The following is a 26906-nucleotide window of genomic DNA, read 5'->3' on the forward strand; positions in this document are numbered from 1 at the left end:
CCAGGATCAAACTCTCCATCAAGGTCCAACGACCAGCCAGGGGGCGAACCCCGACCAGCCAAACCTCAGGAAACAATCCCGGCATCACCATCCCCCACGAAGAGGGACAGCATTGCCTCAAAGAAATCCCCACCACCCCCGAAGAGATGGCACGGGGCGACCCGGCCGAATAAAGACCGGGCCGATAAGGCACTGGCTTTTAACACGCTGTTGAGTTCTCAAGAAACGGACACCCACCGCGCCGAACCCCGCTCTCGCGGACCCCGGCTCCGGGGCAACCCTTCAATCGTACCCGATCCGTCCTGGTTTAACCAACTTCGGGCGGTTCGGCCTCGTTAGTCCCTTTTGGGCGCGACACAGCGCACTCATCCGGGTCTGTGGAGGTTCCCCTCGGGGCCGGCCGCCTGTCGGCGTCCCGCTCCCCCGTGGGGCGTGTAGAACATTAGGTCCCGCCGCCGAGACCGTCAAATCGGCCCGCGCGGGGCATGTATCCGCAGCTCATCTCCTGTTTTCAGCCCTAAGACCATGCCCGGTCACGGTGCGCCGTAACCGCACTGTGACGTGTATCTACCGAAGTTTGCCCTCCTCATGACGACCGCCCGCCCGGAAAGGGTCCGGGCGGGCGGTCGGGAGGCGGTTCAGGAGGCGATCACCTCGACGCCGCCCACGTTGCGCTTGCCGCGCCGCAGCACGAGGAAGCGGCCGTGGAGCAGGTCAGCGGACGCCGGCACCGCGTCCTCCGACTCGACCTTGGCGTTGTTGAGGTAGGCGCCGCCCTGGGCGATGGCACGACGTGCCTCCGACTTGCTCTTGCACAGGCCGGACGCCACCAGAAGGTCCACCACCGGCGGCAGCTCTCCCGCGGGCACCTCCGCGCGCGGCACCTCGGAGAGGGCGGCCTGCAGCGTTCGCTCGTCCAGTTCCTCCAGGGAGCCCTGCCCGAACAGAGCACGGGAGGCCGCGATGACCCGCGCGGTCTCGTCCGCACCGTGCACGAGCGTGGTCATCTCCTCGGCGAGCGCCCGCTGCGGGGCCCGCGCGGCCGGACGGTCGGCGCCCTGCTTGACCAGGTCCTCGATCTCCTCGCGGGGACGGAAGCTGAAGAACTTCAGGAACTTCTCCACGTCCCGGTCGTCGGCGTTGATCCAGAACTGGTAGAACGCGTACGGCGACGTCAGCTCGGGATCGAGCCAGTAGGTCTCGCCGCCCGCGGTCTTGCCGAACTTGGACCCGTCCGCCTTGGTCAGCAGCGGCGTGGTCAGCGCGTGCGCGCTGCCTCCCTCCACCCGGCGGATCAGGTCGACGCCCGCGGTGAGGTTGCCCCACTGGTCGCTTCCGCCGGTCTGCAGCCGGCACCCGTGGCGCCGGTACAGCTCGAGGAAGTCCATGGACTGGAGCAGGACGTAGCTGAACTCGGTGTAGCTCATACCGGTGGAGTCGAGCCGGGCGCGGACGGTCTCGCGGGCCAGCATCCGGTTGACCGGGAAGTGCTTGCCGATGTCGCGCAGGAACTCGATGGCCGACATGGGGCCGGTCCAGTCGAGGTTGCTGACCATCGTCGCGGCGGTCGGCCCCTCGTCGAAGTCGAGGAACGCCGACACCTGCCCGCGGACCCGGTCGACCCAGCCGGCGACGGTCTCCTCGGAGTTCAGCACGCGTTCGGCGCTCTTGCCGCTCGGGTCGCCGATCAGGCCCGTGGCACCGCCGACCAGGCCGATCGGCCGGTGCCCGGCCTTCTGGAAGCGGCGCAGCGTGAGGATCTGGATGAGGTTGCCGAGGTGCAGCGAGGGCGCCGTCGGGTCGAAGCCGCAATAGAGGGTGACCGGTCCCGCGGCGAGCAAGGCCCGCAGTTCGTCCAGGTCGGTGGACTGCGCGATCAGGCCGCGCCACGCGAGATCATCCAGGATGTCGGTCACGGTCTCCCTCGTCTCCGGCTTGCATTCGGTGTACGCCCCCAGGCTGCACTGGCGGGCGGCTGTCACGCCAACGATATTCAACGTCCGCCGTGGCGGGGCGGCTACCGGCCGGCCTGGTGACCGCGCCGGGTCAGCCCTCGGCGGTGATCTTCCTGCGCTGCCTCGGGACGTGGGGGCGGTAGGGCGACACGCTGGGATCTCCGTCGATCCAGAACCGCCACGGGACCTCCTTGGCGCCGTTGACGCCGGTCCTGGGGCCGTTGCGGATCAATGCGGGGTCGGCGGGCTCGCCCTTGAGCACCGCCATCGGTCCGCCGGGCGCACACACGTCCAGTCCGTTCTGCTCGCGGGCGACGCCGAGGGCCTGGCAGAGCCGGGCCGGGCCGCGCGCCAGGTCGCGGACGGTCGAGCGCGGACGGCGCGCCCGTGCGACGTCCTCCCCCGCGATGATCTCCCCGGCGCGGAGCAGCACCGCCATGGACGTCCCGTCCGGGCCGCACACGAGGTTCATGCAGAAGTGCATGCCGTAGGTGAAGTAGACGTAGACGTGCCCGGGCGGCCCGAACATGACCTCGTTGCGCCGGGTCCGGCCCCGGTAGGCGTGCGAGGCCGGGTCCAGCGGCCCCGCGTAGGCCTCCACCTCGGTGAGCCGGGCCGCCACCTCCCCTTCCGGGGTGCGGTGGCTGATCACGTGCCCGAGCAGCGCGGGCGCGACCTCCTCCACCGGGCCGTCGAAGAACTCGCGGGGCAGCAACGCTCCGTCCATCGCCTCACCGTGGTCTAGGGAACAGCTTCGCCGGTCGACCAGCCTAGGGGGCGGTCCGCACCGCGGCGGCCGCCCCCGTCCCGCCGGGTCAGGCGTCCGAGCCGGCGGCCCAGGCGGCGTGGCCGTTGACGAGGCTGCGCAGCGCGCCCATCTGCTCGCGGACGCGGTCGGGCGCCGTCCCCCCGTAGGCCTTGCGGGATGCGAGGGCGCCCTGGACGTTCAGCACCTCGCGGACGTCCGGCGTCAGGTGCGGCGACACCTTGCCGAGCTCCTCGTCGGTGAGGTCGTCGAAGTCCTTGTCGTTGACCTGGCACCAGACGACGAGGTGCCCGACGACCTCGTGGGCGTCGCGGAACGCCACGCCGCGGCGGACGAGCAGCTCGGCGAGGTCGGTGGCGAGGGCGAAGCCGTCCGGGGCGAGGGCCTCCAGCCGCTCGGTGTTGACCCGCATGGTCGCGATGAGCCCGGACATGGCGGGCAGCACGAGCAGCAGCGTCTCGACGGAGTCGAACGCGCCCTCCTTGTCCTCCTGGAGGTCGCGGTTGTAGGTGAGCGGGAGGCCCTTGAGGGTCGTGAGCAGGCCGACGAGGTGCCCGATGAGGCGGCCGGCCTTGCCGCGCGCCAGCTCGGCGACGTCGGGGTTCTTCTTCTGCGGCATGATCGACGACCCGGTGGCGTAGGTGTCGTCCATCTCGATCCAGCGGAACTCCTGGGAGGCCCAGAGGCACACCTCCTCGCCGAGGCGGGACAGGTGCACGCCGATCAGGGCGGCCGCGAAGAGGAACTCGGCGACGAAGTCGCGGTCGGCGACGGCGTCCATGGAGTTGGGCGCGGCGGCGTCGAAGCCGAGCTCGGCGGCGGTGGCCTGCGGGTCCAGCGGCAGGGAGGAGCCGGCGAGGGCACCGGAGCCGAGCGGGGAGACGGCCGCGCGGCGGTCCCAGTCGCGCAGCCGGTCGATGTCGCGGGTGAGCGGCTGGACGTGCGCGAGGAGCTGGTGGGAGAACAGCACGGGCTGGGCGTGCTGGAGGTGCGTCATGCCGGGCGCGGCGACGCCGAGGTTGTGCTCGGCCTGCGCGATCAGCGCGGTCTCCAGCTCCACCAGCCGCGAGACGATCTGGCGGACGTGGTCGCGCAGGTACAGGCGCAGGTCGGTGGCGACCTGGTCGTTGCGGCTGCGGCCGGCGCGCAGCTTGCCGCCGAGGGCGCCGAGGCGCTCCAGCAGGCCCCGCTCCAGGGCGGTGTGGACGTCCTCGTCGGCGACCGTGGGGCGGAACTCGCCGCTGCGGCACGCCTCCTCGAGGTCGTCCAGGGCACCGATCATGCGCTCCAGCTCGTCGTCGGTGAGCAGGCCCGCCCGGTTGAGGACGCGGGCGTGCGCGCGCGATCCCATCAGGTCGTACGGGGCGAGCCGCCAGTCGAACTGGACGCTCACCGAGAGCCTCGCGAGCGCGTCCGACGGGCCGCCTTCGAACCGGCCGCCCCACAGCCGCGTCGGTGCCTTGGTCACGGAGAATCCTCTACTTCCCACCGCTGGTCGTTCGGTCAACTGCCATCTCACCATGCCGCCTCTGCCGGGCACGGCACGGATTGCCCCCCGCGTGGATCGCCTGGCGGCTGCGTCCGCAACAGCGTACGGCGAATCCGCCGGGTCCCGCGGATCAGGACGGGTCGGGGTCGGGGCCGCCCGGCGGCCCCTGGGTTCGTCGCTCGCGCGTGCCGGTCAGCCGCAGCAGCGCCTGGGCGAGGTCCTCCCCGCCGTGCGGGTCGCGGGCGATCACGAGGATCGAGTCGTCGCCCGCGACCGTGCCGAGGACGGACGGCCACTCGGCGTGGTCGATCGCCGAGGCCAGGTACTGGGCGGCGCCCGGCGGGGTCCGCACCATGACCAGGTTCGCCGACGCCTCGGCCGACACGAGCAGTTCGGCGGCGAGCCGGGACAGCCGGCCGGTGAAGGTCTCGGCGGCGCCGGTGCGGGCGCGGCGGATCCGCTCGCCGCCCTCGCCGGGCACGGCGTAGATCAGGCTGCCGTCGTCGGCGCGGAGCTTCACCGCGCCGATCTCGACCAGGTCGCGGGAGAGCGTGGCCTGGGTGACGTCCACCCCCTCGTCGCCGAGGAGCTTGGCGAGCTCGCCCTGCGAGTGCACGGGGTGCCGGGTCAGCAGGTCGATCACCCGGGCGTGCCGCGCGGCCTTGGTCATGGGGGTGGTCACCGGGCGCGCTCCAGGAGCCACACGAGCAGCGCCTTCTGGGCGTGCAGCCGGTTCTCGGCCTCGTCCCAGACCCGGCTGCGCGGGCCGTCGAGGACGGAGGCGGCGATCTCCTTGCCGCGGTAGGCGGGCAGGCAGTGCAGGACGACCGCCTCGGGATCGGCGAGGGCCAGCAGGTCCTCGGTCACCGAGTACGGCTCGTACAGCGAGGTGTCCTTGCCGTCCTGGCCCATCGACACCCACGTGTCGGTGGCGAGGACGTCGGCGCCGGAGGCGGCTCCGGCGGCGTCGGCGGTGACGGTCACGGACCCGCCGGTCGCGGCCGCGATCTCCGTCGCGCGCCCGACGACCGCGGGGTCGGGCGGCTGGGAGGCGGGGGCGCCGATCCGGACGTGCATCCCGGCGGTGGCGCAGCCGAGCAGGTAGGAGTGCGCCATGTTGTTGGCGCCGTCGCCGAAGTAGGCGAGGGTGACGCCGGCGAGACCGCCCTTCTCCTCCCGGACGGTCTGCAGGTCGGCGAGGATCTGGCAGGGGTGGAACTCGTCGGTGAGGGCGTTGACGACCGGGACCGCGGTGCCGGCGGCCATCTCCTCGATGCGCTCCTGCCCGCCCGTCCGCCACACGATGGCGCTGACCTGGCGTTCGAGGACGCGGGCGGTGTCGGCGATGGTCTCGCCGCGGCCGAGCTGGCTGGTGCCCGCGTCCATCACCAGGGGGTTGCCGCCGAGTTCGGCGATGCCGGCGGCGAACGACAGCCGGGTCCGGGTGGACGGCTTGTCGAACAGCACGGCCACCGAGCGGGGGCCCTCCAGCGGCCGGTGGCCGAAGCGGTTCTTCTTCACCTGGGCGGCGAGGTCGAGGACCTCGGCCTGCTCGCCGGGGCCGAGGTCGTCGTCCCGCAGAAAGTGCCTGGTCACGATCAGTTCTCCTGCTCGGGGGAGGCGGCGTCGAGGATACCGGGGAACGCGTCGGCGAACGAGCCCGCCTGCTCGGCGGTCAGGATCAGCGGCGGGGCGATGCGCACCGCGTCCGGCTGGACCGCGTTGACGAGGAAGCCGGCCTCGCGCGCGGCGGCCTCCACGGCGGCCGCGTGGGGCCCGGTCAGCACGGCGGCCCGCCACAGGCCGCGGCCCCGCACGCCCGCGAACAGCGGATGGTCGACGGCGTCGAGCCCCGCGGCCAGGGTCTCCCCCACGGAGGCGGCGTTGGCGAGCAGGCCGTCCTTCTCGATGGTGGTGAGGACGGCGAGGGCGGCGGCCGCGGCGATCGGGTTGCCGCCGAACGTGCTGCCGTGGTCTCCCTTGGCGAACAGGTCGCCGTGGGGACCGAAGGCGACGCACGCCCCGACCGGCAGGCCGCCGCCGAGGCCCTTGGCGAGCGTGAGGACGTCGGGTCTGGCGTTCTCGTGCTGGAACGCGAACCAGCTGCCGGTGCGGCCGATCGCGGACTGGATCTCGTCGGCGACGAACAGCGCGCCCGCCGCGTCGCAGATCCGGCGGACGGCGGCGAAGTACCCGTCCGGCGGCGGGACGACCCCGGCCTCGCCCTGCGTGGGCTCCAGGAACACCGCCGCGCAGCCCTCGTCCACCGCGGCGTCGAGCGCGCCCGCGTCCCCGTACGGGACGAACCGGACGTCGATCGCGAAGGGCCCGAACGGCTCCCGGATCGCGGCCTTGCCGGTCAGGCTCAGGGCGCCGAGCGTCCGGCCGTGGAAGCCGTTCTCGGCCGCGACGACGTACGGGCGCCCGTTCGCCTTCCCGTACTTGAGGGCGAGCTTGAGCGCGCACTCGTTCGCCTCGGTGCCGCTGTTGGCGAGGAAGACCTTCCCGTCGCCGCCGAGCAGCTCCCGCAGCCGCTCGGCGAGCAGCACCTCCGGCTCGTTCAGGAACAGGTTGGACGTGTGCGCGATGGTCGCGGCCTGGGACGCCACCGCCTCGACGAGCGCGGGGTGGGCGTGCCCGAGCGAGCTGACCGCGATCCCCGCGATGAGGTCGAGGTACTCGCGGCCGCCGGCGTCCCACACCCGGCAGCCCTCGCCGCGCGCGAGCGCCAGGGGCGGGACGCCGTAGTTCGGCATGAACGCCGCCTCGAACCGCTCCCTCAGGTCGCTCACGGGGTCGCCTCCGCTCCGGCGGCGCCCGCGAGACTGGGCAGCACCATCGTTCCGATCCCTTCGTCGGTGAAGATCTCCAGCAGCAGCGAGTGCAGGACGCGACCGTCCAGGACGTGGGCCTGGGGGACGCCGCCGCGCACGGCCGCCAGGCAGGCCTCCATCTTGGGCACCATCCCCGCCGACAGGTCCGGCAGCAGGACGGCCAGCTCGTCGGCGGTGAGCCGGTCGATGACGTCGTCGCTGTCCGGCCAGTCCGCGTACAGGCCCTCGACGTCGGTGAGGACGACGAGCTTCGCCGCGTCCAGCGCCACGGCCAGCGCGGCGGCGGCGGTGTCGGCGTTGACGTTGTAGACCTCGCCGTCGTCGCCGCGCGCGACGCTGGAGATGACCGGGATGCGGCCGTCGTCCAGCAGCGCGCGCACGGCCCCGACCTGCACTTCGACGATCTCGCCGACCTGGCCGATGTCGACGCGCGCGCCGTCCACGACCGCGTGCTTGCGCTCGGCGGTGAACAGGTTCGCGTCCTCGCCGGACATGCCGAGCGCGAACGGGCCGTGCCGGTTGATCAGGCCGACGACGTCGCGCTGGACCTGCCCGGTCAGCACCATCCGGACGACCTCCATGGCCTCCGGGGTGGTGACCCGCAGGCCGGCGGTGAAGGTCGAGTCGATGCCGTTGCGGGCCAGCGCCGCGTTGATCTGCGGGCCGCCGCCGTGCACGACGACCGGCCTCAGCCCGGCGTAGCGCAGGAACACCACGTCCTCGGCGAAGGAGTGCCGCAGCCGCTCATCGGTCATCGCGTGCCCGCCGTACTTGATCACGACGGTCTTGCCGTGGAAGCGCTCCAGCCACGGCAGCGCCTTGATCAGGGTCTCGGCCTTGTCCATCACGCCGAGCCGGTTCTTGCGCATCTGCGCGCCCGGGGTGACGGCGCTCATGTGGAGTACGCCGAGTTCTCGTGGACGTACTCGGCCGTGAGGTCGGTCGTCCAGACGGTGGCGCTGTGCGGCCCGGCGGACAGGTCGACGGTGATCGTCACGTCGCGGGGACGCAGGTCGACCTTGTCGCGGTCGTCGCCGAACGAGCCGTTCCGGCACACCCACACGCCGTTGATGGCGACGTTGAGGTGGTCGGGCTCGAACACCGCGTCGGTGGTGCCGACGGCCGACAGCACCCGCCCCCAGTTGGGGTCCTCGCCGTGGATGGCGCACTTGAGCAGGTTGTTGCGGGCGACGGAGCGGCCGACCGTGACCGCGTCGTCCTCGGAGGCCGCGCCGACGACCTCGATCGCGATGGCCTTGGACGCGCCCTCGGCGTCCACGAGGAGCTGCCGGGTGAGGTCGCCGCACACCTCGGTGAGCAGCGCGGTGAACTCCTCCTCGTCCGGGACGACCTCGGCGGCGCCGGAGGCGAGCAGCAGCACGGTGTCGTTGGTGGACATGCACCCGTCGGCGTCGAGCCGGTCGAGGGTGACGCCGGTGGCCGCGCGCAGCGCCCGGTCCAGCGCGTCGGCGGGCAGGTCGGCGTCGGTGGTGACGACGCACAGCATGGTGGCCAGGGACGGGGCGAGCATGCCCGCGCCCTTGGCCATCGCGCCGATCATGTAGCCGCCGGCGCCCTGCCGGAAGGAGATCTTGGCGACGGTGTCGGTGGTGCGGATGGCGTCGGCGGCGGCGAGCCCGCCGTCTCCGCGCGACAGCTCGGCGGCGGCCTTGTCGACGCCGGTCAGCAGCAGGTCCATGGGCAGCCGCTCGCCGATCAGCCCGGTGGAGCAGACGGCGATCTCGCCCGCCGAGTCGTCCAGCACCTCGGCGGCCTTCTCGGCGGTGGCGTGGGTGTCCTGGAAGCCGGCGGCGCCGGTGCAGGCGTTGGCGCCGCCCGCGTTCAGCACGACGGCGCGGACGCGGGCGCCCTTGAGGACCTGCTCGGACCACAGCACGGGCGCGGCCCGCACGCGGTTGCGGGTGAAGACGCCGGCGGCCGCGCGGGACGGCCCGTCGTTGACGACGAGGGCCAGGTCGCGGTTGCCGCTGTCCTTCAGCCCGGCGACGACGCCGGCGGCGCGGAAACCCCGGGGGGCGGTGACGCTCAAGGGGACACTCCGATCGTGGTCAGGCCGAGTTCTTCCGGGAGGCCGAGGGCGAGGTTGGCGCTCTGCACCGCGCCGCCCGCGGTGCCCTTGGTGAGGTTGTCGATGGCGGCGACCACGACGACGCGTCCGGCCGCCTCGTCCAGCGCGACCTGCACGAGGACGGTGTTCGCGCCGAGGGTCATGGACGTGGCGGGCCACTGCCCCTCGGGCAGCAGCCCGAGGAACGGCTCGCCCGCGTACGCCTCCTCGTAGGCGGCGCGCAGCGAGGCGGCGGTGACGCCGGGACGCGCCTTCGCGGTGCAGGTGGCGAGGATTCCGCGGCTCATCGGCACGAGCGTGGGGGTGAAGGAGACCGAGACGGGTTCCCCCGCCGCCGCGCTGAGGTTCTGGATCATCTCGGGCGTATGCCTATGCGTGCCGCCGACGGCGTAGGCGGACACCGAGCCCATCACCTCGCTGCCCAGTAGGTGCGGTTTGAGGGCCCGTCCAGCGCCGGAGGTCCCCGACGCCGCCACCACGACGACGTCGGGTTCGGCGAGGCCCGCGACGAGCGCGGGGAACATCGCGAGGGAGACCGCCGTCGGGTAGCAGCCGGGGACCGCGACGCGCCTCGCGGAGCGCAGCGCCTCCCGGTGGCCGGGCAGTTCGGGCAGGCCGTAGGGCCAGGTGCCCGCGTGCGGGGTGCCGTAGAACCGCTCCCAGTCGGCGGGGTCGGCGAGGCGGTGGTCGGCGCCGCAGTCGATGACCAGGACGTCCTCGCCCAGCTGCTCGGCGAGCGGCCCGGACCGGCCGTGGGGCAGCGCCAGGAACACCACGTCGTGGCCGGACAGCGTGCCGGGGGTCGTCTCCTCCAGGACGCGTCCGGCGAGGGATCGCAGGTGGGGCTGGTGCGCGCCGAGCTCGGCGCCCGCGTTGGAGCCCGCCGTGAGCGCGCCGATCTCGAACTCTGGATGCCCCGCGAGGATGCGCAGCACCTCGCCGCCCGCGTAACCGCTGGCGCCGGCGACCGCCGTCCGGATTCCCATGTCCACTCTGCCCTTCTCCGACGTCAAGCAAGAGTATGCATGAGGCTGGATGCCTATTCAACGACGGGTTACGTCATTCACACCGCTGAGACAAGCGCCACAGCCAGAAGTACTTAGGCCTCTAATGATTTGCTATCTAAACATCAGCGGTCTAACATCGCTCACATGGAGAACCCCGGCCTCGACGACCTCAAGGCGTTCGGCCCCGTGGAGGAGTGGCCGATCGGGCGGCTCTTCGGCGCCGCGGCACGGCTGTCGGGCCCGATCGTGTGGCGCATCATCGAGCGGCACGGCATCAGCCCGGCGGGCTTCTTCCTGCTCCGCCTGCTCATCGTCGAGGACGGCCTGCGCCCTGGCGAGGTCGCCAAGCGCCTGATGGTCACCCCCGCCACGGTGACCTCGGTCGTCGACACGCTGGAGCGCAACGGGCACGTGCGGCGCGAGCGCTCCTACCGGGACCGGCGCGGCGTGATGCTGCTCATCACCGACTCCGGCCGGCGGTTCCTGGCCGAGAAGTCCGGTCCCATCGGCCGCGATCTGTCCCGCCTCTACGACGTCGTCGGCGAGGACGACGAGGCGGCCGTCCGCCGGTTCCTGCTCAAGTTGATCCACAAATTCGAGAACTACTCCCCCGACGAGGAAGCGAAGGGAGACGGCGCGTGACCAATCCCCCCGAAACCGCCGTTCGCACGGTCGACCTGAGGAAGACCTACCCCGCGTCCGGCCCGCGGCCCGCGGTGCCCGCCGTCCAGGGCATCGACCTGGACGTCCCGCGCGGCGAGTTCTTCGGCCTGCTCGGCCCGAACGGCGCGGGCAAGTCGACCACCATCGGCATGCTCACCACGCTCGTCGTCCCGACCGGCGGCACAGCTAGCGTCTCCGGCCTGGACGTGGTCAGGGACGCCGTCGAGATCAAGCGCCGTATCGGCGTCGTCTCGCAGAACAACACCCTCGACAGCGACCTCACCGTCGCCGAGAACCTGGAGTTCCGCGGCCGGTACTTCGGGCTCGGCGCGCGGGACGCCCGCAAGCGCGCCGCCGAACTGCTGGAGCTGTTCGGGTTGACCGAGCAGCGCGGCGGCAACCCGTTCGAGATCTCCGGCGGGCAGGCCAAGCGGGTGATGATCTGCCGTGCCCTCATGCACGGCCCCGAGGTGCTGTTCCTGGACGAGCCGACCGCCGGGCTCGACCCGCAGACCCGCACCAACCTCTGGGAGGTGCTGCGGGGGCTCCAGAGGGGCGGCCAGACGATCCTGCTCACGACCCACTACATGGAGGAGGCCGAGGCGCTCTGCGACCGGGTCGCGGTCGTCGACCACGGCAGGATCCTCGCCAGCGGCACGGTGGACCAGCTGAAGTCCAGCGCCGGCGCGGACACGGTCATCACCGTGGCCTACGACTCCCCCGCCCCCGACGGGGTCAAGGCCCTCGGCGACAGGGAGGGCATCAGCAAGGTCGAGATCAACGACGGCCAGGTGCGCGTGTTCGCCGCCGAGCCCGACGGCATCCTCGGCGAGCTCGTGGAGATCGGGTCCGTGGCCGGCGTCGGAGTCACCGACGCCAGCCAGCTGCGTCCCAGTCTGGAGACCGTCTTCCTCGCCCTCACCGGAAGGGACTACCGCGATTGACCTCGCCCCTGCCGAAGCAACGGGCTTCAACCCTCGCGAGTCGAGCTTTCTGCTTTCCCAGACGGCAGCCGACCCGAATGAACGGCGAGGGGCAGAGTGCTGCCCGTCGGTCTTACACCGGCTCCACAGACCTCACATCCCGCCAGCCCGGCGGTAGACCCGGTCGGTTTGGTTCTCACCGACCAAGCGTCACCACGAGTATCACTCCTGCCACGATTCGTGGCCGCGATGGAGGCAAGCAATGAGCACCACCGTTCTGGCACCGCCGCCGCCGGCGCGGGCCACCGTCCCCCGCACGTTCGCCGCGATGATGGCGCGCGAGGCGCGGGTCATGCGCAAGAACTTCCTGGCGACGTTCCTCCGGGTGCTGGTGCAGCCGGTCATGTTCGTGTTCGTGTTCGCCTACGTGCTGCCGAAGCTCGGCGGCGGGGCCATGGCGGGAGGGCCGGGCGGGCCGACGTTCTCCACCATCCTGCTCCCCGGGCTCGTCGGCTCGTCGATCATCATGCAGGCGATGATGGCGGTGATCTTCCCGCTGATGATGGAGCTGACCTGGCAGAAATCGATCACCGACCGGGCGCTGGCGCCGGTGCCGGTGCCGCTGCTGGCCGTCCAGAAGATCATCGCGGCGGCGACGCAGGGCCTGATCGGCGGGCTGCTGGTGTTCCCCGCGGTGCTGTTCATCCACGCCGACGGCCAGTCGCCCGAGGTGCACGTGGACAACTGGCCGGTGCTGATCGCGGTGATGGTGGTCGGGGCGCTGATGTCGGCGTCCGGCGGGCTGCTGCTCGGGACCCTGATGAACCCGCAGAAGGTCCAGATGCTGTTCGCGATGGTCCTGCTGCCGATGACGATGCTCGGCTGCGTCTACTACCCCTGGTCGGCGCTGGACAACATCCGCTGGCTGCAGATCCTCAGCCTGTTCAACCCGCTGGTGTACGTGAGCGAGGGGCTGCGCAGCGCGCTCACGCCCGAGATCCCGCACATGCCGGTGTGGGCGTTCATGCTCGCCATCGTCGGCGGGACGGTCCTGCTGACGTGGGCGGCGACCCGCACCTTCACCAAGCGCGTGCTGACCTGACCTGAACCGCGGCGGCCCCGTGCGGAGACCTCTCCGCACGGGGCCGCCGCGCCGGCGCCGCTGGTCCGCGCTACATCGGTTCGGCCTCGGTGAGGCCGCACGACCGGTCCATGCGCAGCCAGCGGGTGATGCCGAGGGTGCGCAGGAACGGCACGTCGTGGCTGACCACGATCAGCGCCCCCTCGTAGGCGGCGAGCGCCTGCCCGAGCTGCGCGGCGCTGGCCATGTCGAGGTTGTTCGTCGGCTCGTCCAGCAGGAGCAGCTGCGGGGCCGGCTCGGCGAGCAGCAGCGACGCCAGCACGGCGCGGAACCGCTCGCCGCCCGACAGGGTCCCGGCCGGCTGGTCGGCCCGCGCTCCGCGGAACAGGAACCGCGCCAGGCCCGCCCGGATGCGCGCGGGCGGAGCCGACGGCGCCTGAGCCCGGACGTTCTCGGCGACGCTGAGGCCCTCGTCGAGGACGTCCAGCCGCTGCGGCAGGTACCGGACGCCGTCCACACCGATCTTCACGGCCGTGCCCTCGGGGACCCGGTCGCCCACGAGCGCCCGCAGGAACGTGGTCTTACCCGAGCCGTTGGGCCCGACCAGGGCGATCCGTTCCGGCCCCCGGACGATCAGCTCGCCCAGCGTGCCGGGTTCCGGGTCGGGGGCGGCGAGCCCCGTCACGGTCAGCACCGTCCGCCCCGCCGGGACGCGGGTGGCGGGCAGTTCGACGCGGATCTCGGCGTCCTCGCGGACGGCCCCCTCGGCCTCGGTGAGCCGCGTGCGGGCGTCGGCGAGCCTCTCCTCGTGCATGATGCGGTGCTTGCCGGCCGAGACCTGGGCCTGCCGCTTGCGCTCGCCCATAATGATCTTCGGCTCGCGCTTGTTCTCCTGCATCTTGTTGCCGTAGCGCTTGCGGCGGGCCAGCTTGACCTGGGCCTCCTCCAGCTCCCGCTTCTGCCGCCGCAGGTCGGTCTCGGCGGCCCTGACGGTCCGCTCCGCGGCCTCCCGCTCCACCGCGAGCAGGTCCTCGTACGCCGACAGGTTGCCGCCGAAGGACCGGACGGCGCCCTCGCGCAGGTCGGCGATCTCGTCGACCCGGTCGAGCAGCTCACGGTCGTGGCTGACGACGACGAGCACGCCCGTCCAGGACGCCACCGCCTCGTACAGGCGGTGCCGCGCGTCCAGGTCCAGGTTGTTGGTCGGCTCGTCGAGCAGCAGGACGTCCGGCCCCGCCAGGAAACGCGCGGCCAGCCCGACCATCACGGCCTCGCCGCCCGACAGCGTCGGGACCGTGCGGTCCAGCCCGAGGTGCCCGAGGCCGAGCCGGTCGAGCTCGGCGGCGGCGCGCTCCTCGACGTCCCAGTCGTCCCCGACGGCGGCGAAGTTCTCCTCGGTGGCCTCGCCGCGCTCGATGGCGTGCAGGGCCGCGCGGGTCGCGGTGATGCCGAGCAGGTCCGACACCGTGGCGGCGTCGTCGAGGACGAGGTTCTGCGGCAGGTAGCCGACCTCCCCGTCGACGCTGACGGTGCCCGAGCCCGCGCGCAGCTCGCCGGCGATGATCTTCAGCAGGGTCGACTTCCCGGACCCGTTGACGCCGATCAGGCCGGTCCTGCCGGCGCCGAACGCGACGTCCAGCCCGTCCAGCACGACCGTGCCGTCCTCCCACGCGAACGACAGATCCGAGCACACGATGGCAAATGACATTGGGCCGCCTCCATGGTGGTGAGAAAGATGCGTGACGCATGGAGACACCGCGGAGCGCGCGACGCGCCGGCGGGCATGAGAAAGCCCGGCGGGTAAGAGTCCGCACTGAGGTCACGTGCGCGGGCCGGAGAACGGCCACTGCGCGGTGTCGGACCTCAGATCCTCAATGGACTCCCCTACCGGGCGGCGATGTGACGCGGTCGAGAATACCCGACGACCTATCGCAACACAAGTAGCGTTAGGAATCGGCCCGTCCACCGTGGCCGGGACGCGCGCGTGCCCCGGACCCCTCGCGGGGATCCGGGGCACGCCCGCATACCGTCAGGCGCCGCGCAGGACGGCTCCGGTCCGCTCGGACGCGGCGGCCACGGCGGAGTCGCGGGCCTGCGACGCCTCCTCGGCCGTGAGCGTCCGGTCCGGGGCGCGGAACCGCAGCGAGTACGCCAGCGACTTGCGTCCCTCGCCCACCTGCTCGCCCGTGTAGACGTCGAACAGCCGGATCGCCTCCAGGAGCCCGCCCGCGCCTTCGCGCAGGGCCGCCTCGACCTCCGCGGCCGGGACGCCGGAGTCCACGACCAGCGCGACGTCCTGCACCGCGACCGGGTACGACGACACGTGCGGCGCGCGGACGCTCACCGGCTCGCCCAGGCGGCGCAGCTCCAGCTCCATCGCGCACGACCGCGCGGGCAGCCCGTACGCCTTCGTGACGCGCGGGTGCAGCTCGCCGGCGTGCCCGACCAGGGTGTCGCCCACGTACAGCGCGGCGCAGCGGCCCGGATGCCAGGGCGCGTGCTGGTCGGCCTTCACCGTCAGCTCGACGCCGACCTCGCGGGCCACCGTGCGGGCGGCCTCGACCGCGTCGGCCCACAGCGCCGGACGGCCCTCGCCCCACCAGCCCGACGGCTCGCGGTCGCCCGCCAGCACGGCCGCGACCCGGTACGGCTGGTCCGGCAGCGCGGCCTCCAGCGCGGCGACCTCCTCGGCCGTCGGGCCGCGGTCCACGGCGAGCCGCGGCGCCCGCTCCGGTGCGTCCGGGCGCGGCCGGAACACCATGCCGACCTCGAACAGCGCGACGTCGCCGAAGCCGCGTCCCACGTTGAGCGCGAGCGCCTTGAGCAGGCCCGGCAGCAGCGTGGTGCGCAGCAGCGGCTCCTCCTCCGACATCGGGTTCGCGAGCCGCAGCGTCCGCCGCCGCGCGTCGTCCTCGGGGAGCTGGAGGCCGTCCAGGTCCTTGTCGGCGACGAACGGGAAGGCGAGCGCCTCCACGTACCCGGCGCCGGCGAGCGCGCGGCCGACCCGGCGGCGCAGCCGCTGCTCGGCGGTCAGGCCCTTGCCCGCCGCCGGACGCGGCGCCCGGGCCGGGATGTTCTCGTACCCCTCCAGGCGGAGGACCTCCTCGGCGAGGTCATTGGGCGCGGTGAGGTCGGGGCGCCAGGACGGCGGCGTCACCGTCAGCACGTCGTCGCCGGTCACCGTGCAGCCGACCTGCTCCAGGCGCCGGACGACCGTGTCCCTGCCGTAGACCACGCCCGCGACCCGGTCGGGATGCCCCGCGGGCATCGTCACCACGGCCCGCTCGACCGGCGCCTCGGCGTGCGTGACGCCGGGCACGATCTTCGCGCCGCCCAGCTCGGCGAGCATCCGCACCGCCCGGTACGAGGCGTACAGCGGCAGCTCGCGGTCGACGCCGCGCTCGAACCGGTGGGACGCCTCGCTGTGCAGCCGGTGCCGGCGGCTCATCCGCGCGGTCCCCATGGCGTCGAAGTGCGCGGCCTCGACGACCATGTCGCTCGACCGCTCGTCGATCTCGGTGGCGAGCCCGCCCATCGTGCCGGCCATCGAGATCGGCCCCGACGCGTCGGTGATGAGGATGTCGTCGGGGTCGAGGGTCCGCTTGACGTGGTCCAGCGTCTCCAGCCGCTCGCCGGGCTCGGCGCGCCGCACGACGATCGGGCCGGTCAGCTTGTTCCGGTCGAAGGCGTGCAGCGGCTGCCCGAGCTCCAGCATCAGGTAGTTGGTGATGTCGACCGCCAGCGACACCGGCCGCATCCCCGCGCGGTGCAGGCGCACCTGCATCCACATCGGGGTCCGCGCGTCCGGGTCGAAGCCGCTCACCTCGCGCAGGACGAACCGGTCGCACACCGCCGGGTCGCCGATGCTCGCCGGGTAGCTCGGGCCCTCGTCCCCTTCCGGCAGCGCCACGTCCGCCGGGTCCCTGAACGGGACCCCGTAGGCGATGGCGGCCTCGCGGGCGATGCCGCGGATGGACAGGGCGTAGCCGCGGTCGGGCGTCACGGCGATGTCGAGGACGTCGTCGCGCAGCCCGAGCATCTCGATCGCGTCCGCGCCGACGGGGGCGTCCGGCGGCAGGACGAGGATGCCGCCGTGGTCGTCGCCGATCCCGAGCTCGGTCACCGAGCAGATCATGCCCGCCGACATCCGGCCGTAGGTCTTGCGGGCGCCGATCTCGAACCCGCCGGGCAGCACGCCGCCCGGAAGGACGACCACGACGCGGTCGCCCACCGCGAAGTTGGTGGCGCCGCAGATGATGCTCTGCGGCTCCCCCGTCCCGTTGGCGTCGCCGACGTTCACCTGGCAGTGGCGGATCGGCTTCTTGAAGCCGGTCAGCTCCTCGATCTCCAGGACCTCGCCGACCACCAGGGGGCCGGCGATGTCGGCGCCGGCCGACTCGACCGTCTCGACCTCCAGGCCCGCGGCGATCAGCTCGGCGGCCAGCGCGCGGCCCGTGACGTCGGCCGGGAGCTCGACGTACTCGCGCAGCCAGGAAAGCGGGGCCCGCATCAGATCTCCGTCCCGAACGGGAGGGTGAACCGGACGTCGCCCTCCACCATGTCGTACATGTCTTCCACACCGTGCCGGAACATCAGCGTCCGCTCGACGCCCAGCCCGAACGCCCAGCCGCTGTAGCGGTCGGGGTCGACCCCGCAGGCCACCAGCACCCGCGGGTTGACCATGCCGCAGCCGCCGAGCTCGATCCAGCCCTCCGAACCGCAGGTGCGGCACGGGTCGCCGCCCGGCTCCGCGGACGCGCCCCGGCACACGAAGCACTGCATGTCCACCTCGGCGGACGGCTCGGTGAACGGGAAGTACGACGGCCTGAACCGCGTCCTCAGCCCCTCGCCGAACATGCCGGAGACGAACGCGTCGATGCCGCCCCGCAGGTCGGCCATCGTCAGCCCCTCGTCGACCGCCAGGCCCTCCAGCTGGTGGAACACCGGGCTGTGCGTGGCGTCCAGCTCGTCGGTGCGGAACGTGCGGCCGGGCGCCACCACGTACACCGGCAGCGGCCGCGACAGCAGCGACCGGATCTGCATCGGCGAGGTGTGGGTGCGCATCACCAGCCCGGAGTCCTCCGACTCGACGAAGAAGGTGTCCTGCATGGTGCGGGCAGGGTGGTCGGGCAGGAAGTTCAGGGCGTCGAAGTTGAACCACTCCGCCTCGACCTCGGGCCCCTCGGAGACCTCGAAGCCCATCGAGACGAAGACGTCGGCCATCCGCTCCTGCAACGTGGTCAGCGGGTGGCGGGCTCCGCGCGGCGCGCGGTCCCACGGGAGGGTGACGTCGACGGTCTCCTCGACGAGGACGCGGCGGTCGCGCTCGTCCTCCAGCTCCGCCTGGCGCTCCTTGAGCGCCTTCGCCACCGCGCCCCGGGCCGCGCCGATGCGCTTTCCGGCCTCGGCGCGGGCCGCGGGCGGCAGCGCGCCGATCTCGCGGTTGGCCAGGGCCAGCGGCGAACGGTCGCCGGCGTGCGCCAGCCGGACCTGCTTCAGGGCGTCGAGGTCGGCGGCCGCGGCGATCGCAGCGAGCGCCTCGGCGCGGGCCCGCTCCAGCTCCTCGGGCTGCAGCGCGGACACCTCGACGGGGTCATAGGAATTGTTGGGTGCAGACATGTGGTGTGATCGACTCCGGTCGGCGTGGGACGCCCGCAGTCTAGTGCGCGGGCGGAGAACATCCGGAAAGCGTGCGCGTGACGCGCTGGCCCGACCAGGGGCCCGTTGCCGTGCCGCCGCGTGGACCGCGGTTCAGCCGGCGTAGTCGGGGGCCCCTGCGGGCACGGTAAATCGGAACTCGGCGCCGCCGCCGGGCGCCCGCCGCACAGTGATCACACCGCCGTGCGCCTCGACCAGCCCCTTGACGATGTAGAGCCCGAGCCCGGTACCGCCGCGGCGGCTGCCGCCGGGGCCGCGCCAGAACTGCCGGAAGACGCGCTGGACGGCCTCGGGCGGAATGCCCTCGCCCTCGTCGCGCACCGACACGGCCGCCCCCTCCTTATGCGCGTCCGGCTCCACCACAATGGTGACAGTACCCGCTCCGTGGCGCACCGCGTTTTCGACGAGGTTGCCGAGGATCTGATCCACCTTGTCGGGATCGAGCCACATCTCGGGCAGCTCGCCGCGCGTCTCGAAGCGGAAGCGGTCCTCCGGCTCCCCGGCCGCGACGCGGCCCGCGATGACCTTGCGGACCTCCTCGGGCAGGTCGACGACCTGGCGGCGCATCTCCAGCCGGCCCGACTCGATGCGGGACACGTCCAGCAGCTCGGTGATCAGCCGGGTGACCCGGTCGGCGTCGGCGTTGACGGTCTCCAGCATCACCCGCTTCTGGTCGTCGTTGAAGCGGTGCCACTTGGCCAGCAGCGTCGCGGTGAACCCCTTGACGCTGGTGAGCGGTGAGCGCAGCTCGTGGGCGACGGTGGAGACGAGGTCGGCGCGGTCGCGCTCCTGCCGGGCGCGGTGCAGGGCGTCGCGCAGGCACACGGTGAACCGTTCCACGCGGCGTTCGGCGTCGCGCCGGTACGCCGCGGTCACCAGCACCTCGGTACCGCCGGGAAGGAACAGCACCCGCTCGGGATGGCGGGTCCGCGTGGACAGGCCGTCGTAGGGGGCCAGGCACTTCCACCAGTCACGGCCCTCGGCGTCGTGCAGCGGCAGGACGTCGCGGAAGTCGCGGCCCACGGCCGACCCCACGGGGATCCCCGTGATCCGCGCGGCGGCGGCGTTGAACACGATCACGCGGGCGTCCCGGCCGGCGACCATCAGCCCGTCGGGCAGGTCGTCCGGGCGGCCCTCCTCGGGGCCCGGCCCGGACCCCGCCTCGGGTCCGCGCGCGGCCACGAGAGGGGACTCCTCTCCGCCCACAGCGGCCTCCAGAACACCGATGGGGAACGCGGCCTGTCGGAAAGAGACTCTAGCCGGAGTCGGGCCCCTAACGGGACCCGGAAACCGCCTCGCGGCAAGGCATGTGTAGCCTCCGTGCAGGGTGTCGCCGTCTTCCGCGGAGGGCCGGAACAGCGGTTCGCGCCCTTATCCGGACCTCGTGGGCGAGTCCTGGGCGGACAGCGCGGCCTCGACATCGGGGTGGATCGCGAACAGCCGGTGCAGGCCAGTGATCATCAGTAGCCGCAGCTGGGCGGGCCGCACCCCGGCGAGCGCGATCTCGCCGCCGTCGGCGGAGAGCTGGTTGTGCGCGGCGACCAGCGCCCCGAGCCCGGCCGCGTCGCAGAACGGGACGGCGGTGAAGTCGGCCACCAGACGGCGCGGCCCCGCGCCGGGCAGCCGCCCGTGCATCTCGACGAGCCGGTCGCGCAGCGGTCCGGCGGTGCGCAGGTCGATCTCCCCGGCCACCGCGACGACGGCCGTGCGGGCCCCGACCCTGGTGGTCTCGATGCGCAGCCCGTCGCCGGCGTGCGCGCAGGAGACGTCGGGGGCGGCCCCCGAAAAGGCGTCCGGGACGGCGGAGGCCCGGACCGCACCGGCCCGGCACCGCACCTCCGGGGGGCGTCGGCCCGCCCTTCCGGCCCGCCTGCTCTCCTCGGTCATCACGCTCGCCCCCACTCTGTGCGGCCTCGTCGCCGCCCTGGTCAACCCACTGATCAACACGTTAGGCGCGGTACCGCGACGGCGTGATCCCCCGCCGGTCGCGGTTCCCGCTCCTACCCGCGGACGAGCCCCGCGCGGCGGCAGGCCCCCCTGCCCCGCGTCCACGTGGGGACCATCTTCCCAGCTCACCCGTCACGGGGCGGCGCCAATGGCGACCGCATGCGGCCATTCGATCACGGAATGCAGTGAAAACACCGGGACCGCGCCGCGCCTCACGTACCGCTCGGGCGCTCTCCCTGGGAGCCGCGCTGCGCCCGGGCCGACGCATAGAGGCATACGGCGGCGGCCGTCGCCAGGTTCAGGCTCTCGGCCCGCCCGTAGATGGGCACACGGACGACCTCGTCCACATGCCGCAGGATCTCCTCGGGCAGCCCCCACGCCTCGTTCCCGAACACCCAGGCGGTGGGGCGCGCGAGCACGCCCTCGTCGATCGCCTCGTCGAGGGTGCGGTCGCCCGCGCCGTCGGCGGCGAGGACGGTCAGCCCCGCGCCCTTCAGCTCCGGGATCAGCGCGTCGAACCGGGGGCCGACGACGACCGGCAGGTGGAACAGGCTGCCCGCGGAGGCGCGGACGCACTTGCCGTTGTAAGGGTCGACGGACGCGTCGGTGAACACGACCGTCTCCGAGCCCGCCGCGTCGGCGGTGCGCAGGACGGTTCCCGCGTTGCCTGGGTCGCGGACGTGCGCCAGCACGGTCACCAGCCGTGGACCGTTCTCCAGCGCCCGGTCCAGCGGGACGTCGACGAACTCGCAGACCGCCAGCAGCCCCTGCGGGGTGACGGTCTGGGCCAGTTCGGCCATGATCTCGCCGCTGACGCGCAGCACCGGCGCGCCGGCGCGCTCGGCGGCGAGCACCAGCTCCGGGTGGCGGGCCTCCGCCTCGGCCGTGGTGAACAGCTCGGCGAGGCCGCCGGGGATCTGCAGCGCCTCCCGCACCGCCTGCGGCCCCTCGGCGAGGAACCGGTTCTCGCGGCGCCGGAAGGCGCGCTTGGCGAGCCGACGAGCGGCCTTCACCCGTGGTGATCGGAGAGAGGTCAGCTCGCGGCCCGCCATGTCGCTGTGATCGCCCGTGTGCCGGTCACCCGGCTCAGGCCGCCTCCGAACCCTCGGCCGGCAGCGCGTCCTTGGCGATCTTCACCAGGGCGGCGAAAGCCGGGGCGTCGTTGACGGCGAGCTCGGCGAGCATGCGCCGGTCGACCTCGACCTCGGCGGCCTTGAGGCCCTGGATGAACCGGTTGTAGGTGATGCCGTTGGCGCGGGCCGCGGCGTTGATCCGCTGGATCCACAGCCGGCGGAACTGGCCCTTGCGGTCCTTGCGGTCCCGGAAGGCGTAGGTCATCGAGTGGAGCTGCTGCTCCTTGGCCTTGCGGTACAGGCGCGAACGCTGCCCGCGGTAGCCGCTCGACCGCTCCAGGACGACCCGACGCTTCTTGGCGGCGTTGACCGCCCGCTTCACGCGTGCCACGTGCTGACTCCTTCGTGGGGGCCGGGGCCGTGCTGGCCTCGGCCGGTCGGCGATGTTCCTGGTCGAGTGCTACTTGCGCAGCAGCTTCTTGATGTTCTTGGCGTCGGCGTCGGCCACCACGGCGGGGCCGGACAGCCGGCGCGTCCGCTTGGTCGGCTTGTGCTCGAGCAGGTGGTTCTTGTTGGCGCGGCGGCGCATCACCTTGCCGGAGCCGGTCAGCTTGAAGCGCTTCTTGGCACCGCTGTGGGTCTTGGTCTTCGGCATGGTCGCCGTCGTCTCCCTCTTTCCGGCCTCCGTGCCCACCGGCACGGAGGCGCGCCTGATCGGCGCACCGCACGGCGATCCGTGGACGCGCCAGGTCAGGCTTCAATGTACGTACGCCGCGAACTTCGCTCAGCCGCGAGATCGCGATGGGGACCGCCGCGAGGCCGGTCCCGGAACGGCCGTCAGACGGTCGTCTCCGACTCCTGCCCGCGGGCCGTCTTCTTCTTGTGCGGACCGAGCACCATGATCATGTTTCGGCCGTCCTGCTTGGGCCGCGACTCGACGAAGCCGAGCTCCTCGACATCGTCGGCGAGCCGCTGCAGCAGCCGGAAACCGAGCTCGGGACGGGACTGCTCACGACCACGGAACATGATCGTGACCTTCACCTTGTCCCCGGCCTTCAGGAACCGCACCACGTGACCCTTCTTGGTCTCGTAGTCGTGCGGGTCGATCTTCGGGCGGAGCTTGATCTCCTTGATGACCGTGTGCGCCTGGTTCTTCCGCGCCTCACGCGCCTTCATCGCGGACTCGTACTTGAACTTGCCGTAGTCCATGAGCTTCGCGACGGGCGGACGCGCGGTGGGCGCCACCTCGACGAGGTCGAGGTCCGACTCACGCGCGAGTTCAAGGGCCTTGGCGATGGGCACGATGCCCACCTGTTCGCCGTTCGGGCCGACGAGCCGGACCTCGGGCACGCGAATGCGGTCGTTGATACGCGGTTCGGCGCTGATGGGACCTCCTAGGGGCCGTTCTCAGGTTCATTGGACCGGTCGTACCCCGAGGCTTCCACGAGAAAAGCCCCGCACGACTCACGCACGGGGCCACCTTCGGTCTCCCGGGACGGACATGCCGCCCGGGAACGACGACGGGACGGGCTGAACGCCCGTTCGCCGGACCGAGACCCACCGGCCTTTCAGCCGGTCAGGTGGGAGGTGGCCTCCGCTTGAGCGCCCGGCACGCGCCACCGTATGGTCGCGCGCACAAGGCCGGTCGACCACCAAGAATACCACCCGGTGGGACCGGGTGCGTCATGCCGGACGATCATTCGCCGCATACCGGACGAGAGCCCGGATGAGGGTACGCCGTCCAATACAACAGGTCGCGACGCGGTGTGATTCCCGGTGCCCTCGTGCCCCCGGAGGAGTGAGATTGTTCTGGCCGGGCGGGCGTCTCGGCGGGCGGGCCGCCGATTGTTACGGTGGAGCCGAGACGGCCCGGTGGGGCCGGCACCAGGGAGGACTCCCGCGATGCCCTCGGTCGACGCCGGCGCAGCCGGCCCGCTCACCGCCGCGCCGCCGGCCCGGCTCCAGTTCGCACAGAAGGCCTTCATCGTCTCGGGCGGGCGGCTGCTGCTCGTCCGCAAGGCCGCCTCCGACCCGTTCCACCCCGGCTGCTGGGAGGTGCCCGGCGGGCGGCTGGAGGAGGAGGCCGACCTCGATCTCGACGACCACATCCGCCGCGAGGTCTGGGAGGAGGTCGGGCTGAAGATCGACCCGGGACCGCCGTTCCATCTGTGGCAGTGGTTCATGCCCGACCGCGAGAATCCCGGCGGGCAGATCCGGGTGGTCGCGGCGGCGCGCCGCTGCCGGCCCGTGACCCTGGACGCGACCCTGGAGAACCAGGACGTCAGCGACCACCTGGACCGGTGCGCCTGGGTGCCGCTCCGCGAGCTCGGCGGGTACGACCTCATTCCCAGCCTGCGCCCGGTGATGCGGGCCTTCCTGGTCCCCGTCGGCTGACCGGGTGATGGCGCCGTTCCGATCGCCCCTCGAATGGCCGGGCCTCGACGGCGCCGCCGAGCGCCGCTTCTCGCTCTTCGTCATCGGGGACGCGGGGGTCGAGGTGCGCGCGAGCCTGCCGGGCGTCCGCTTCGCCGAACTCGACGCCGACCGGCTCTGCTACGCGCCCGCCCGGGTGCTGACCGCGGGGACGGCGGTCAACCTCGCCCGCTGCGCGGTGGGCTACTTCCGCCGGGTCGGCGTGCTGGCCAAGGTCGGCGACGACGACTACACGGAGGCGATCCGCCGCGAACTGCACCGGATCGGCGCGGCCCACCGCCTGGTCGTCGAGCCCGGCGTCCCGAACGGCGTGTCGGTCATGCTGCGCGCCGGCGCCGCGGACGGCGGCGGGCCCGGCGTCCGGCTGCTGGTCGTCCAGGACGAGCCGCCCGCCCGGCGGCTCTCCGCGGCGGACGTGCGCGCGGCGGCGGCCGGGATCGAGGACGCCGACGTGCTCGCCGTCGACGGATACTCGCTGCTGGCCCCCGGCTCCCGGGAGGCGCTCCACGAGGCGGTGCGCACGGCCCGCGCGGCGGGCACGCGGGTGGCGTTCGACGTCGTCCCCCACGACATCGACGCGCGGCTCCCGGCGTCCTGCGTGCTGCCGGTCCTGCGCCGGGCGGATCTCGTCGTCTCCGAGGCGCACACCCTCGCGCGCCTGCTCGGGCACCCGCCGCCCGCAGGCGGCCGGGAACCCCGGGATCTGCTGCCGGTCCTCGACCGCGCCGTTCCCGGCGCTCCCCTGTGGCTGCTGCGGTTCGGCCCGACCTCCCTCGAAGGGGTGCTCGTCCACCAGCGGGGACGGCCGCCGGTGGCGTACTCCACCGGCTACGACCCTGGGGCGGCGCGGGCGGGGTACGGGGACCGGCTGACCTCGTGCGAGCTCTACTGGTGGCTGTCGGGAGGCTGACCCGTGCTCGGCGAAGAGGCCGCCGCCGCCCGCATCGCCCGCAGCGTGCGCAGGAAACGCCGCCTGCTGGCGGGCAGCCCGAAGCTCTCCTGCCAGCGCCAGGTCCGGCCCGGGCCGGCCGCCGCCACGGCCCAGCGCAGGAACTGGCTCCGCACACCGTCGCCCGAGTGGACGGTCGCGACGCCGTCCTCCTCGATCAGCAGGTAGGAGCGGCCGGCGCGGTAGCAGTCCCGGAGGGCCGCGTGGTCCGCCGGAACGCCGGGGCGCCCCTCCCGCTCCACGATCGCCCGCACGCCCGTCGTGCCGGGGACGAAATGCCAGTGCGCGTGGTCGATGCACGCGCCGCCGCCCTGGGAGCTCGCCGGTCCGTGCTCGAACAGCAGCAGCCCACCGGACCCGTACGCCTCCAGGTAGAGGCGGGCCACGCGGTCGCGCCACCGCAGGGCGCCCTCCCACATCGGCCGGGAGAAGTCCCCGGCGCACTGGTGGTGCTCGCGCGTCACCAGCAGGAGGTGGCCCTCGGCGAGCGGCGCGACGTCCGGGATGAGGAAGAAGTCGCGGTCGCCGGCGATGACGCCCGACTCGCCGGGCAGGCCGACCATGCCGTTGAAGCGGAATCTCAGCGGGGGGCACAGGACGCAGTCGTCGGTCTCGTCCCGGAGGGTCTGTTCGGCCAAGCCACCTCCAGCTTCGCGGAACGCGGGAGCGGTCTGCCTCCAGCGTGCCCGGCGCAGCATCCCGGTGCTCGCTGCGGCGGCGGATACAGACGCGGAACCCGCGAGGTACAAACCCTGGCCCGCCGGGAACAACAAGAGCAGAAGGCCAGAACGTGAACCAGACACCTCCGCTCCCGTCCCCGGCGCCCCCCGCGCCCCGCGCAGTCCGCTCCGCCGCCCGGCGGCGACGCGCGGACGTCCCGGTCATCGACATGGCCGTCCTCGACACCCGGCTGAACGAGTCGCTGGACGTCCTGCGCGACACCTACGCCCCCGCGCTCGGCGCCGGCGGGGGCTGGTACCACGAGCTCGCACGGCCGGAGCCCGGCACCACCGCCACCGCCCTCGGGCTGATGGCGTTCGCCGAGGCGGGGCGGGCGTTCGAGCACTTCGACGACGGCCTGGAACTCCTCGCCGCCCGGCAGACCCGCTCCGACGACCCGCTGCGCGACGGCGGCTGGGCCACCAAGACCAGCCTCGGCATGCCGGTGGTCGAGGCCACCGGCTGGATCGCGCGCTTCCTCGCCCGCGCCCGCTGCGGCCTGCGCGAGGACGCCCCCGACCTGGACCGCGCCTACCGGTGGCTGCTGTACAACCAGAACCCCGACGGCGGCTGGGGCTCGCTGCACGGCTGCCCGTCCCGGGTGTGGCTGACGTGCCTGGCGCTGCGGGCGCTCAGCCAGCTCAACCCCTACGACCCCGCCGTCGACCGCGGCGTGGAGTGGCTGACGGCCGACCGGACCGCGCACCGCCCCGCCTGGGGCCCGACGCAGGCGTCCCGGCCCACCGTCACGCACACCGCGTTCGCGCTGGTGACGCTGGCCGAGGCGCGCCCCGACCTGAGGACCGAGCGGCTGCTGGACGCCTACGACTGGCTGCTGAAGCACCTCGACCCCGACGACGACCACACGTGGATCGAGACCTACGGCGTCTCGCCGCCCACCGCGGCGGAACGCGGCACCGGACCGGAGCCGGTCTGGCGGCTCGCGCTGTGGCACTACGGCCTGCCGATCGCGCTCACCGCGCTGCTGCGGGACCCGCGCGGACCGCACGGGCCGACGGTCGCCCGCGCGTTCCGGACGCTGGTGCGCGGGGAGGTCGCCGACCCGCGCTGGAACGGCTACCCGGGCAGCGGCCGCACGTCGCTGTGGACGCTGTGGTGGAGGCTGGAGACGCTGGTCGCGCTCTCCCGGACCCCCCTCTCCCGGAACGCCGACATCCTGCACTGGCTGCCGGACGCGATGGTCGTGCAGCGCGCCCACGCCCGACCCGCTTCAGCGCGTCCGCCAAGAGCGCGCCGTCGAACGCGTACATCCCGACGTTGATCTCGTTGATCGCGCGCTGCTCCTCGGTGGCGTCCTT

25 protein-coding genes are annotated in these 26906 nt (G+C 72.9%); 6 read left to right on the forward strand and 19 right to left on the reverse strand.

The window, feature by feature from the left end; all coding sequences use genetic code 11:
* Positions 1-638: 638 nt before the first annotated feature.
* From tyrS to argC, 9 genes are all read right to left on the reverse strand, one after another.
* On the reverse strand, positions 639-1916 hold the full coding sequence (gene tyrS, locus ABWI04_RS32050) for a tyrosine--tRNA ligase (protein ID WP_353834767.1): 1278 nt from the start codon (positions 1914-1916) through the stop codon (positions 639-641).
* A gap of 130 nt (positions 1917-2046) precedes the next feature.
* Positions 2047-2682, reverse strand: a complete 636-nt coding sequence (locus tag ABWI04_RS32055; protein ID WP_353834768.1) for a DNA-3-methyladenine glycosylase — start codon at positions 2680-2682, stop codon at positions 2047-2049.
* Between the two features lie 88 nt (positions 2683-2770).
* Positions 2771-4189 carry an argininosuccinate lyase gene (gene argH, locus ABWI04_RS32060; RefSeq protein ID WP_345178993.1) on the reverse strand — a complete coding sequence of 473 codons (1419 nt, stop codon included), beginning with the start codon at positions 4187-4189 and terminating at the stop codon, positions 2771-2773.
* A 151-nt stretch (positions 4190-4340) separates the two neighbouring features.
* Positions 4341-4880: an arginine repressor gene (locus ABWI04_RS32065; RefSeq protein ID WP_353834778.1), complete on the reverse strand. Its 540-nt coding sequence runs from the start codon at positions 4878-4880 to the stop codon at positions 4341-4343.
* 8 nt (positions 4881-4888) lie between these two features.
* Complete coding sequence (gene argF, locus ABWI04_RS32070; RefSeq protein ID WP_353834769.1) at positions 4889-5806, reverse strand: ornithine carbamoyltransferase; 918 nt, start codon at positions 5804-5806, stop codon at positions 4889-4891.
* A gap of 2 nt (positions 5807-5808) precedes the next feature.
* A complete protein-coding gene (locus ABWI04_RS32075) occupies positions 5809-7002 on the reverse strand; it encodes an acetylornithine transaminase (protein ID WP_353834770.1) in 1194 nt (397 codons plus the stop codon).
* The gene (gene argB / locus ABWI04_RS32080; protein WP_353834779.1) at positions 6999-7913 is read right to left on the reverse strand and encodes an acetylglutamate kinase; all 915 of its coding nucleotides are present in this window, start codon (positions 7911-7913) and stop codon (positions 6999-7001) included. Before argB ends, ABWI04_RS32075 begins: the two co-directional genes overlap by 4 nt.
* Before the next feature lie 23 nt (positions 7914-7936).
* Positions 7937-9094: a bifunctional glutamate N-acetyltransferase/amino-acid acetyltransferase ArgJ gene (argJ, locus tag ABWI04_RS32085; RefSeq protein ID WP_345178998.1), complete on the reverse strand. Its 1158-nt coding sequence runs from the start codon at positions 9092-9094 to the stop codon at positions 7937-7939.
* The gene (gene argC, locus ABWI04_RS32090) at positions 9091-10119 is read right to left on the reverse strand and encodes an N-acetyl-gamma-glutamyl-phosphate reductase (protein WP_353834780.1); all 1029 of its coding nucleotides are present in this window, start codon (positions 10117-10119) and stop codon (positions 9091-9093) included. Before argC ends, argJ begins: the two co-directional genes overlap by 4 nt.
* 165 nt (positions 10120-10284) lie before the next feature.
* On the opposite strand from argC, the gene ABWI04_RS32095 reads away from it, so the two are divergent.
* The 3 genes from ABWI04_RS32095 (at position 10285) to ABWI04_RS32105 (ending at position 12828) form a co-directional block, all read left to right on the forward strand.
* A complete protein-coding gene (locus ABWI04_RS32095; protein ID WP_353834771.1) occupies positions 10285-10782 on the forward strand; it encodes a MarR family winged helix-turn-helix transcriptional regulator in 498 nt (165 codons plus the stop codon).
* Positions 10779-11747, forward strand: a complete 969-nt coding sequence (locus ABWI04_RS32100; RefSeq protein WP_345179000.1) for an ABC transporter ATP-binding protein — start codon at positions 10779-10781, stop codon at positions 11745-11747. The genes ABWI04_RS32095 and ABWI04_RS32100 overlap by 4 nt, the downstream gene beginning before the upstream one ends.
* Before the next feature lie 241 nt (positions 11748-11988).
* Positions 11989-12828: an ABC transporter permease gene (locus ABWI04_RS32105; RefSeq protein WP_345179003.1), complete on the forward strand. Its 840-nt coding sequence runs from the start codon at positions 11989-11991 to the stop codon at positions 12826-12828.
* A 70-nt stretch (positions 12829-12898) separates the two neighbouring features.
* Here ABWI04_RS32105 and ABWI04_RS32110 read toward each other — a convergent pair whose 3' ends face one another.
* From ABWI04_RS32110 to infC, 9 genes are all read right to left on the reverse strand, one after another.
* On the reverse strand, positions 12899-14515 hold the full coding sequence (locus ABWI04_RS32110) for an ABC-F family ATP-binding cassette domain-containing protein (RefSeq protein WP_345179004.1): 1617 nt from the start codon (positions 14513-14515) through the stop codon (positions 12899-12901).
* A gap of 321 nt (positions 14516-14836) precedes the next feature.
* A complete protein-coding gene (gene pheT / locus ABWI04_RS32115; protein WP_353834772.1) occupies positions 14837-17317 on the reverse strand; it encodes a phenylalanine--tRNA ligase subunit beta in 2481 nt (826 codons plus the stop codon).
* The gene (gene pheS, locus ABWI04_RS32120; protein ID WP_345179009.1) at positions 17317-18426 is read right to left on the reverse strand and encodes a phenylalanine--tRNA ligase subunit alpha; all 1110 of its coding nucleotides are present in this window, start codon (positions 18424-18426) and stop codon (positions 17317-17319) included. The genes pheT and pheS overlap by 1 nt, the downstream gene beginning before the upstream one ends.
* Before the next feature lie 132 nt (positions 18427-18558).
* A complete protein-coding gene (locus tag ABWI04_RS32125; RefSeq protein ID WP_345179010.1) occupies positions 18559-19647 on the reverse strand; it encodes a sensor histidine kinase in 1089 nt (362 codons plus the stop codon).
* Between the two features lie 189 nt (positions 19648-19836).
* Positions 19837-20352, reverse strand: a complete 516-nt coding sequence (locus ABWI04_RS32130; RefSeq protein ID WP_353834773.1) for an STAS domain-containing protein — start codon at positions 20350-20352, stop codon at positions 19837-19839.
* A 272-nt stretch (positions 20353-20624) separates the two neighbouring features.
* Positions 20625-21464 carry a TrmH family RNA methyltransferase gene (locus tag ABWI04_RS32135; RefSeq protein ID WP_345179014.1) on the reverse strand — a complete coding sequence of 280 codons (840 nt, stop codon included), beginning with the start codon at positions 21462-21464 and terminating at the stop codon, positions 20625-20627.
* A 34-nt stretch (positions 21465-21498) separates the two neighbouring features.
* On the reverse strand, positions 21499-21876 hold the full coding sequence (gene rplT, locus ABWI04_RS32140; protein WP_173393368.1) for a 50S ribosomal protein L20: 378 nt from the start codon (positions 21874-21876) through the stop codon (positions 21499-21501).
* 69 nt (positions 21877-21945) lie between these two features.
* A complete protein-coding gene (rpmI, locus tag ABWI04_RS32145; protein ID WP_067468638.1) occupies positions 21946-22140 on the reverse strand; it encodes a 50S ribosomal protein L35 in 195 nt (64 codons plus the stop codon).
* 182 nt (positions 22141-22322) lie between these two features.
* The gene (infC, locus tag ABWI04_RS32150; protein ID WP_089316320.1) at positions 22323-22871 is read right to left on the reverse strand and encodes a translation initiation factor IF-3; all 549 of its coding nucleotides are present in this window, start codon (positions 22869-22871) and stop codon (positions 22323-22325) included.
* Positions 22872-23387: 516 nt separating this feature from the next.
* Between infC and ABWI04_RS32155 the strand changes: the two genes are divergently transcribed.
* Together ABWI04_RS32155 and ABWI04_RS32160 are read left to right on the forward strand one after the other, a co-directional pair.
* Entirely contained in the window at positions 23388-23879 is a 492-nt protein-coding gene (locus ABWI04_RS32155; RefSeq protein ID WP_353834774.1) for an NUDIX domain-containing protein, read from the forward strand.
* A 7-nt stretch (positions 23880-23886) separates the two neighbouring features.
* Positions 23887-24828, forward strand: coding sequence for a PfkB family carbohydrate kinase (locus ABWI04_RS32160; RefSeq protein ID WP_353834775.1), 942 nt, complete (start codon positions 23887-23889; stop codon positions 24826-24828).
* Here the strand turns inward: ABWI04_RS32160 and ABWI04_RS32165 are convergent.
* Positions 24804-25505 (reverse strand): HIT family protein, encoded by a 702-nt coding sequence (locus tag ABWI04_RS32165; RefSeq protein ID WP_353834776.1) that lies wholly within the window; start codon positions 25503-25505, stop codon positions 24804-24806. The genes ABWI04_RS32160 and ABWI04_RS32165 overlap by 25 nt on opposite strands.
* Positions 25506-25657: 152 nt before the next feature.
* On the opposite strand from ABWI04_RS32165, the gene ABWI04_RS32170 reads away from it, so the two are divergent.
* Positions 25658-26869, forward strand: coding sequence for a prenyltransferase/squalene oxidase repeat-containing protein (locus ABWI04_RS32170; RefSeq protein ID WP_353834777.1), 1212 nt, complete (start codon positions 25658-25660; stop codon positions 26867-26869).
* Positions 26870-26906 lie beyond the last annotated feature (37 nt).

Source organism: Actinomadura sp. NPDC000929, from assembly GCF_040492065.1.
Classification (GTDB): domain Bacteria; phylum Actinomycetota; class Actinomycetes; order Streptosporangiales; family Streptosporangiaceae; genus Spirillospora; species Spirillospora verrucosospora.

What these genes read in the sequence shown, in the direction of transcription:
- ABWI04_RS32055 (WP_353834768.1), bottom strand. Translation starts at nt 2,682, where the DNA reads ATGGACGGAGCGTTGCTGCCCCGCGAGTTCTTCGACGGCCCGGTGGAG.
- ABWI04_RS32065 (WP_353834778.1), bottom strand. Translation starts at nt 4,880, where the DNA reads ATGACCAAGGCCGCGCGGCACGCCCGGGTGATCGACCTGCTGACCCGG.
- argB (WP_353834779.1), bottom strand. Translation starts at nt 7,913, where the DNA reads ATGCGCAAGAACCGGCTCGGCGTGATGGACAAGGCCGAGACCCTGATC.
- argC (WP_353834780.1), bottom strand. Translation starts at nt 10,119, where the DNA reads ATGGGAATCCGGACGGCGGTCGCCGGCGCCAGCGGTTACGCGGGCGGC.
- ABWI04_RS32095 (WP_353834771.1), top strand. Translation starts at nt 10,285, where the DNA reads ATGGAGAACCCCGGCCTCGACGACCTCAAGGCGTTCGGCCCCGTGGAG.
- ABWI04_RS32105 (WP_345179003.1), top strand. Translation starts at nt 11,989, where the DNA reads ATGAGCACCACCGTTCTGGCACCGCCGCCGCCGGCGCGGGCCACCGTC.
- ABWI04_RS32110 (WP_345179004.1), bottom strand. Translation starts at nt 14,515, where the DNA reads ATGTCATTTGCCATCGTGTGCTCGGATCTGTCGTTCGCGTGGGAGGAC.
- pheT (WP_353834772.1), bottom strand. Translation starts at nt 17,317, where the DNA reads ATGCGGGCCCCGCTTTCCTGGCTGCGCGAGTACGTCGAGCTCCCGGCC.
- pheS (WP_345179009.1), bottom strand. Translation starts at nt 18,426, where the DNA reads ATGTCTGCACCCAACAATTCCTATGACCCCGTCGAGGTGTCCGCGCTG.
- ABWI04_RS32130 (WP_353834773.1), bottom strand. Translation starts at nt 20,352, where the DNA reads ATGACCGAGGAGAGCAGGCGGGCCGGAAGGGCGGGCCGACGCCCCCCG.
- ABWI04_RS32135 (WP_345179014.1), bottom strand. Translation starts at nt 21,464, where the DNA reads ATGGCGGGCCGCGAGCTGACCTCTCTCCGATCACCACGGGTGAAGGCC.
- rpmI (WP_067468638.1), bottom strand. Translation starts at nt 22,140, where the DNA reads ATGCCGAAGACCAAGACCCACAGCGGTGCCAAGAAGCGCTTCAAGCTG.
- ABWI04_RS32155 (WP_353834774.1), top strand. Translation starts at nt 23,388, where the DNA reads ATGCCCTCGGTCGACGCCGGCGCAGCCGGCCCGCTCACCGCCGCGCCG.
- ABWI04_RS32160 (WP_353834775.1), top strand. Translation starts at nt 23,887, where the DNA reads ATGGCGCCGTTCCGATCGCCCCTCGAATGGCCGGGCCTCGACGGCGCC.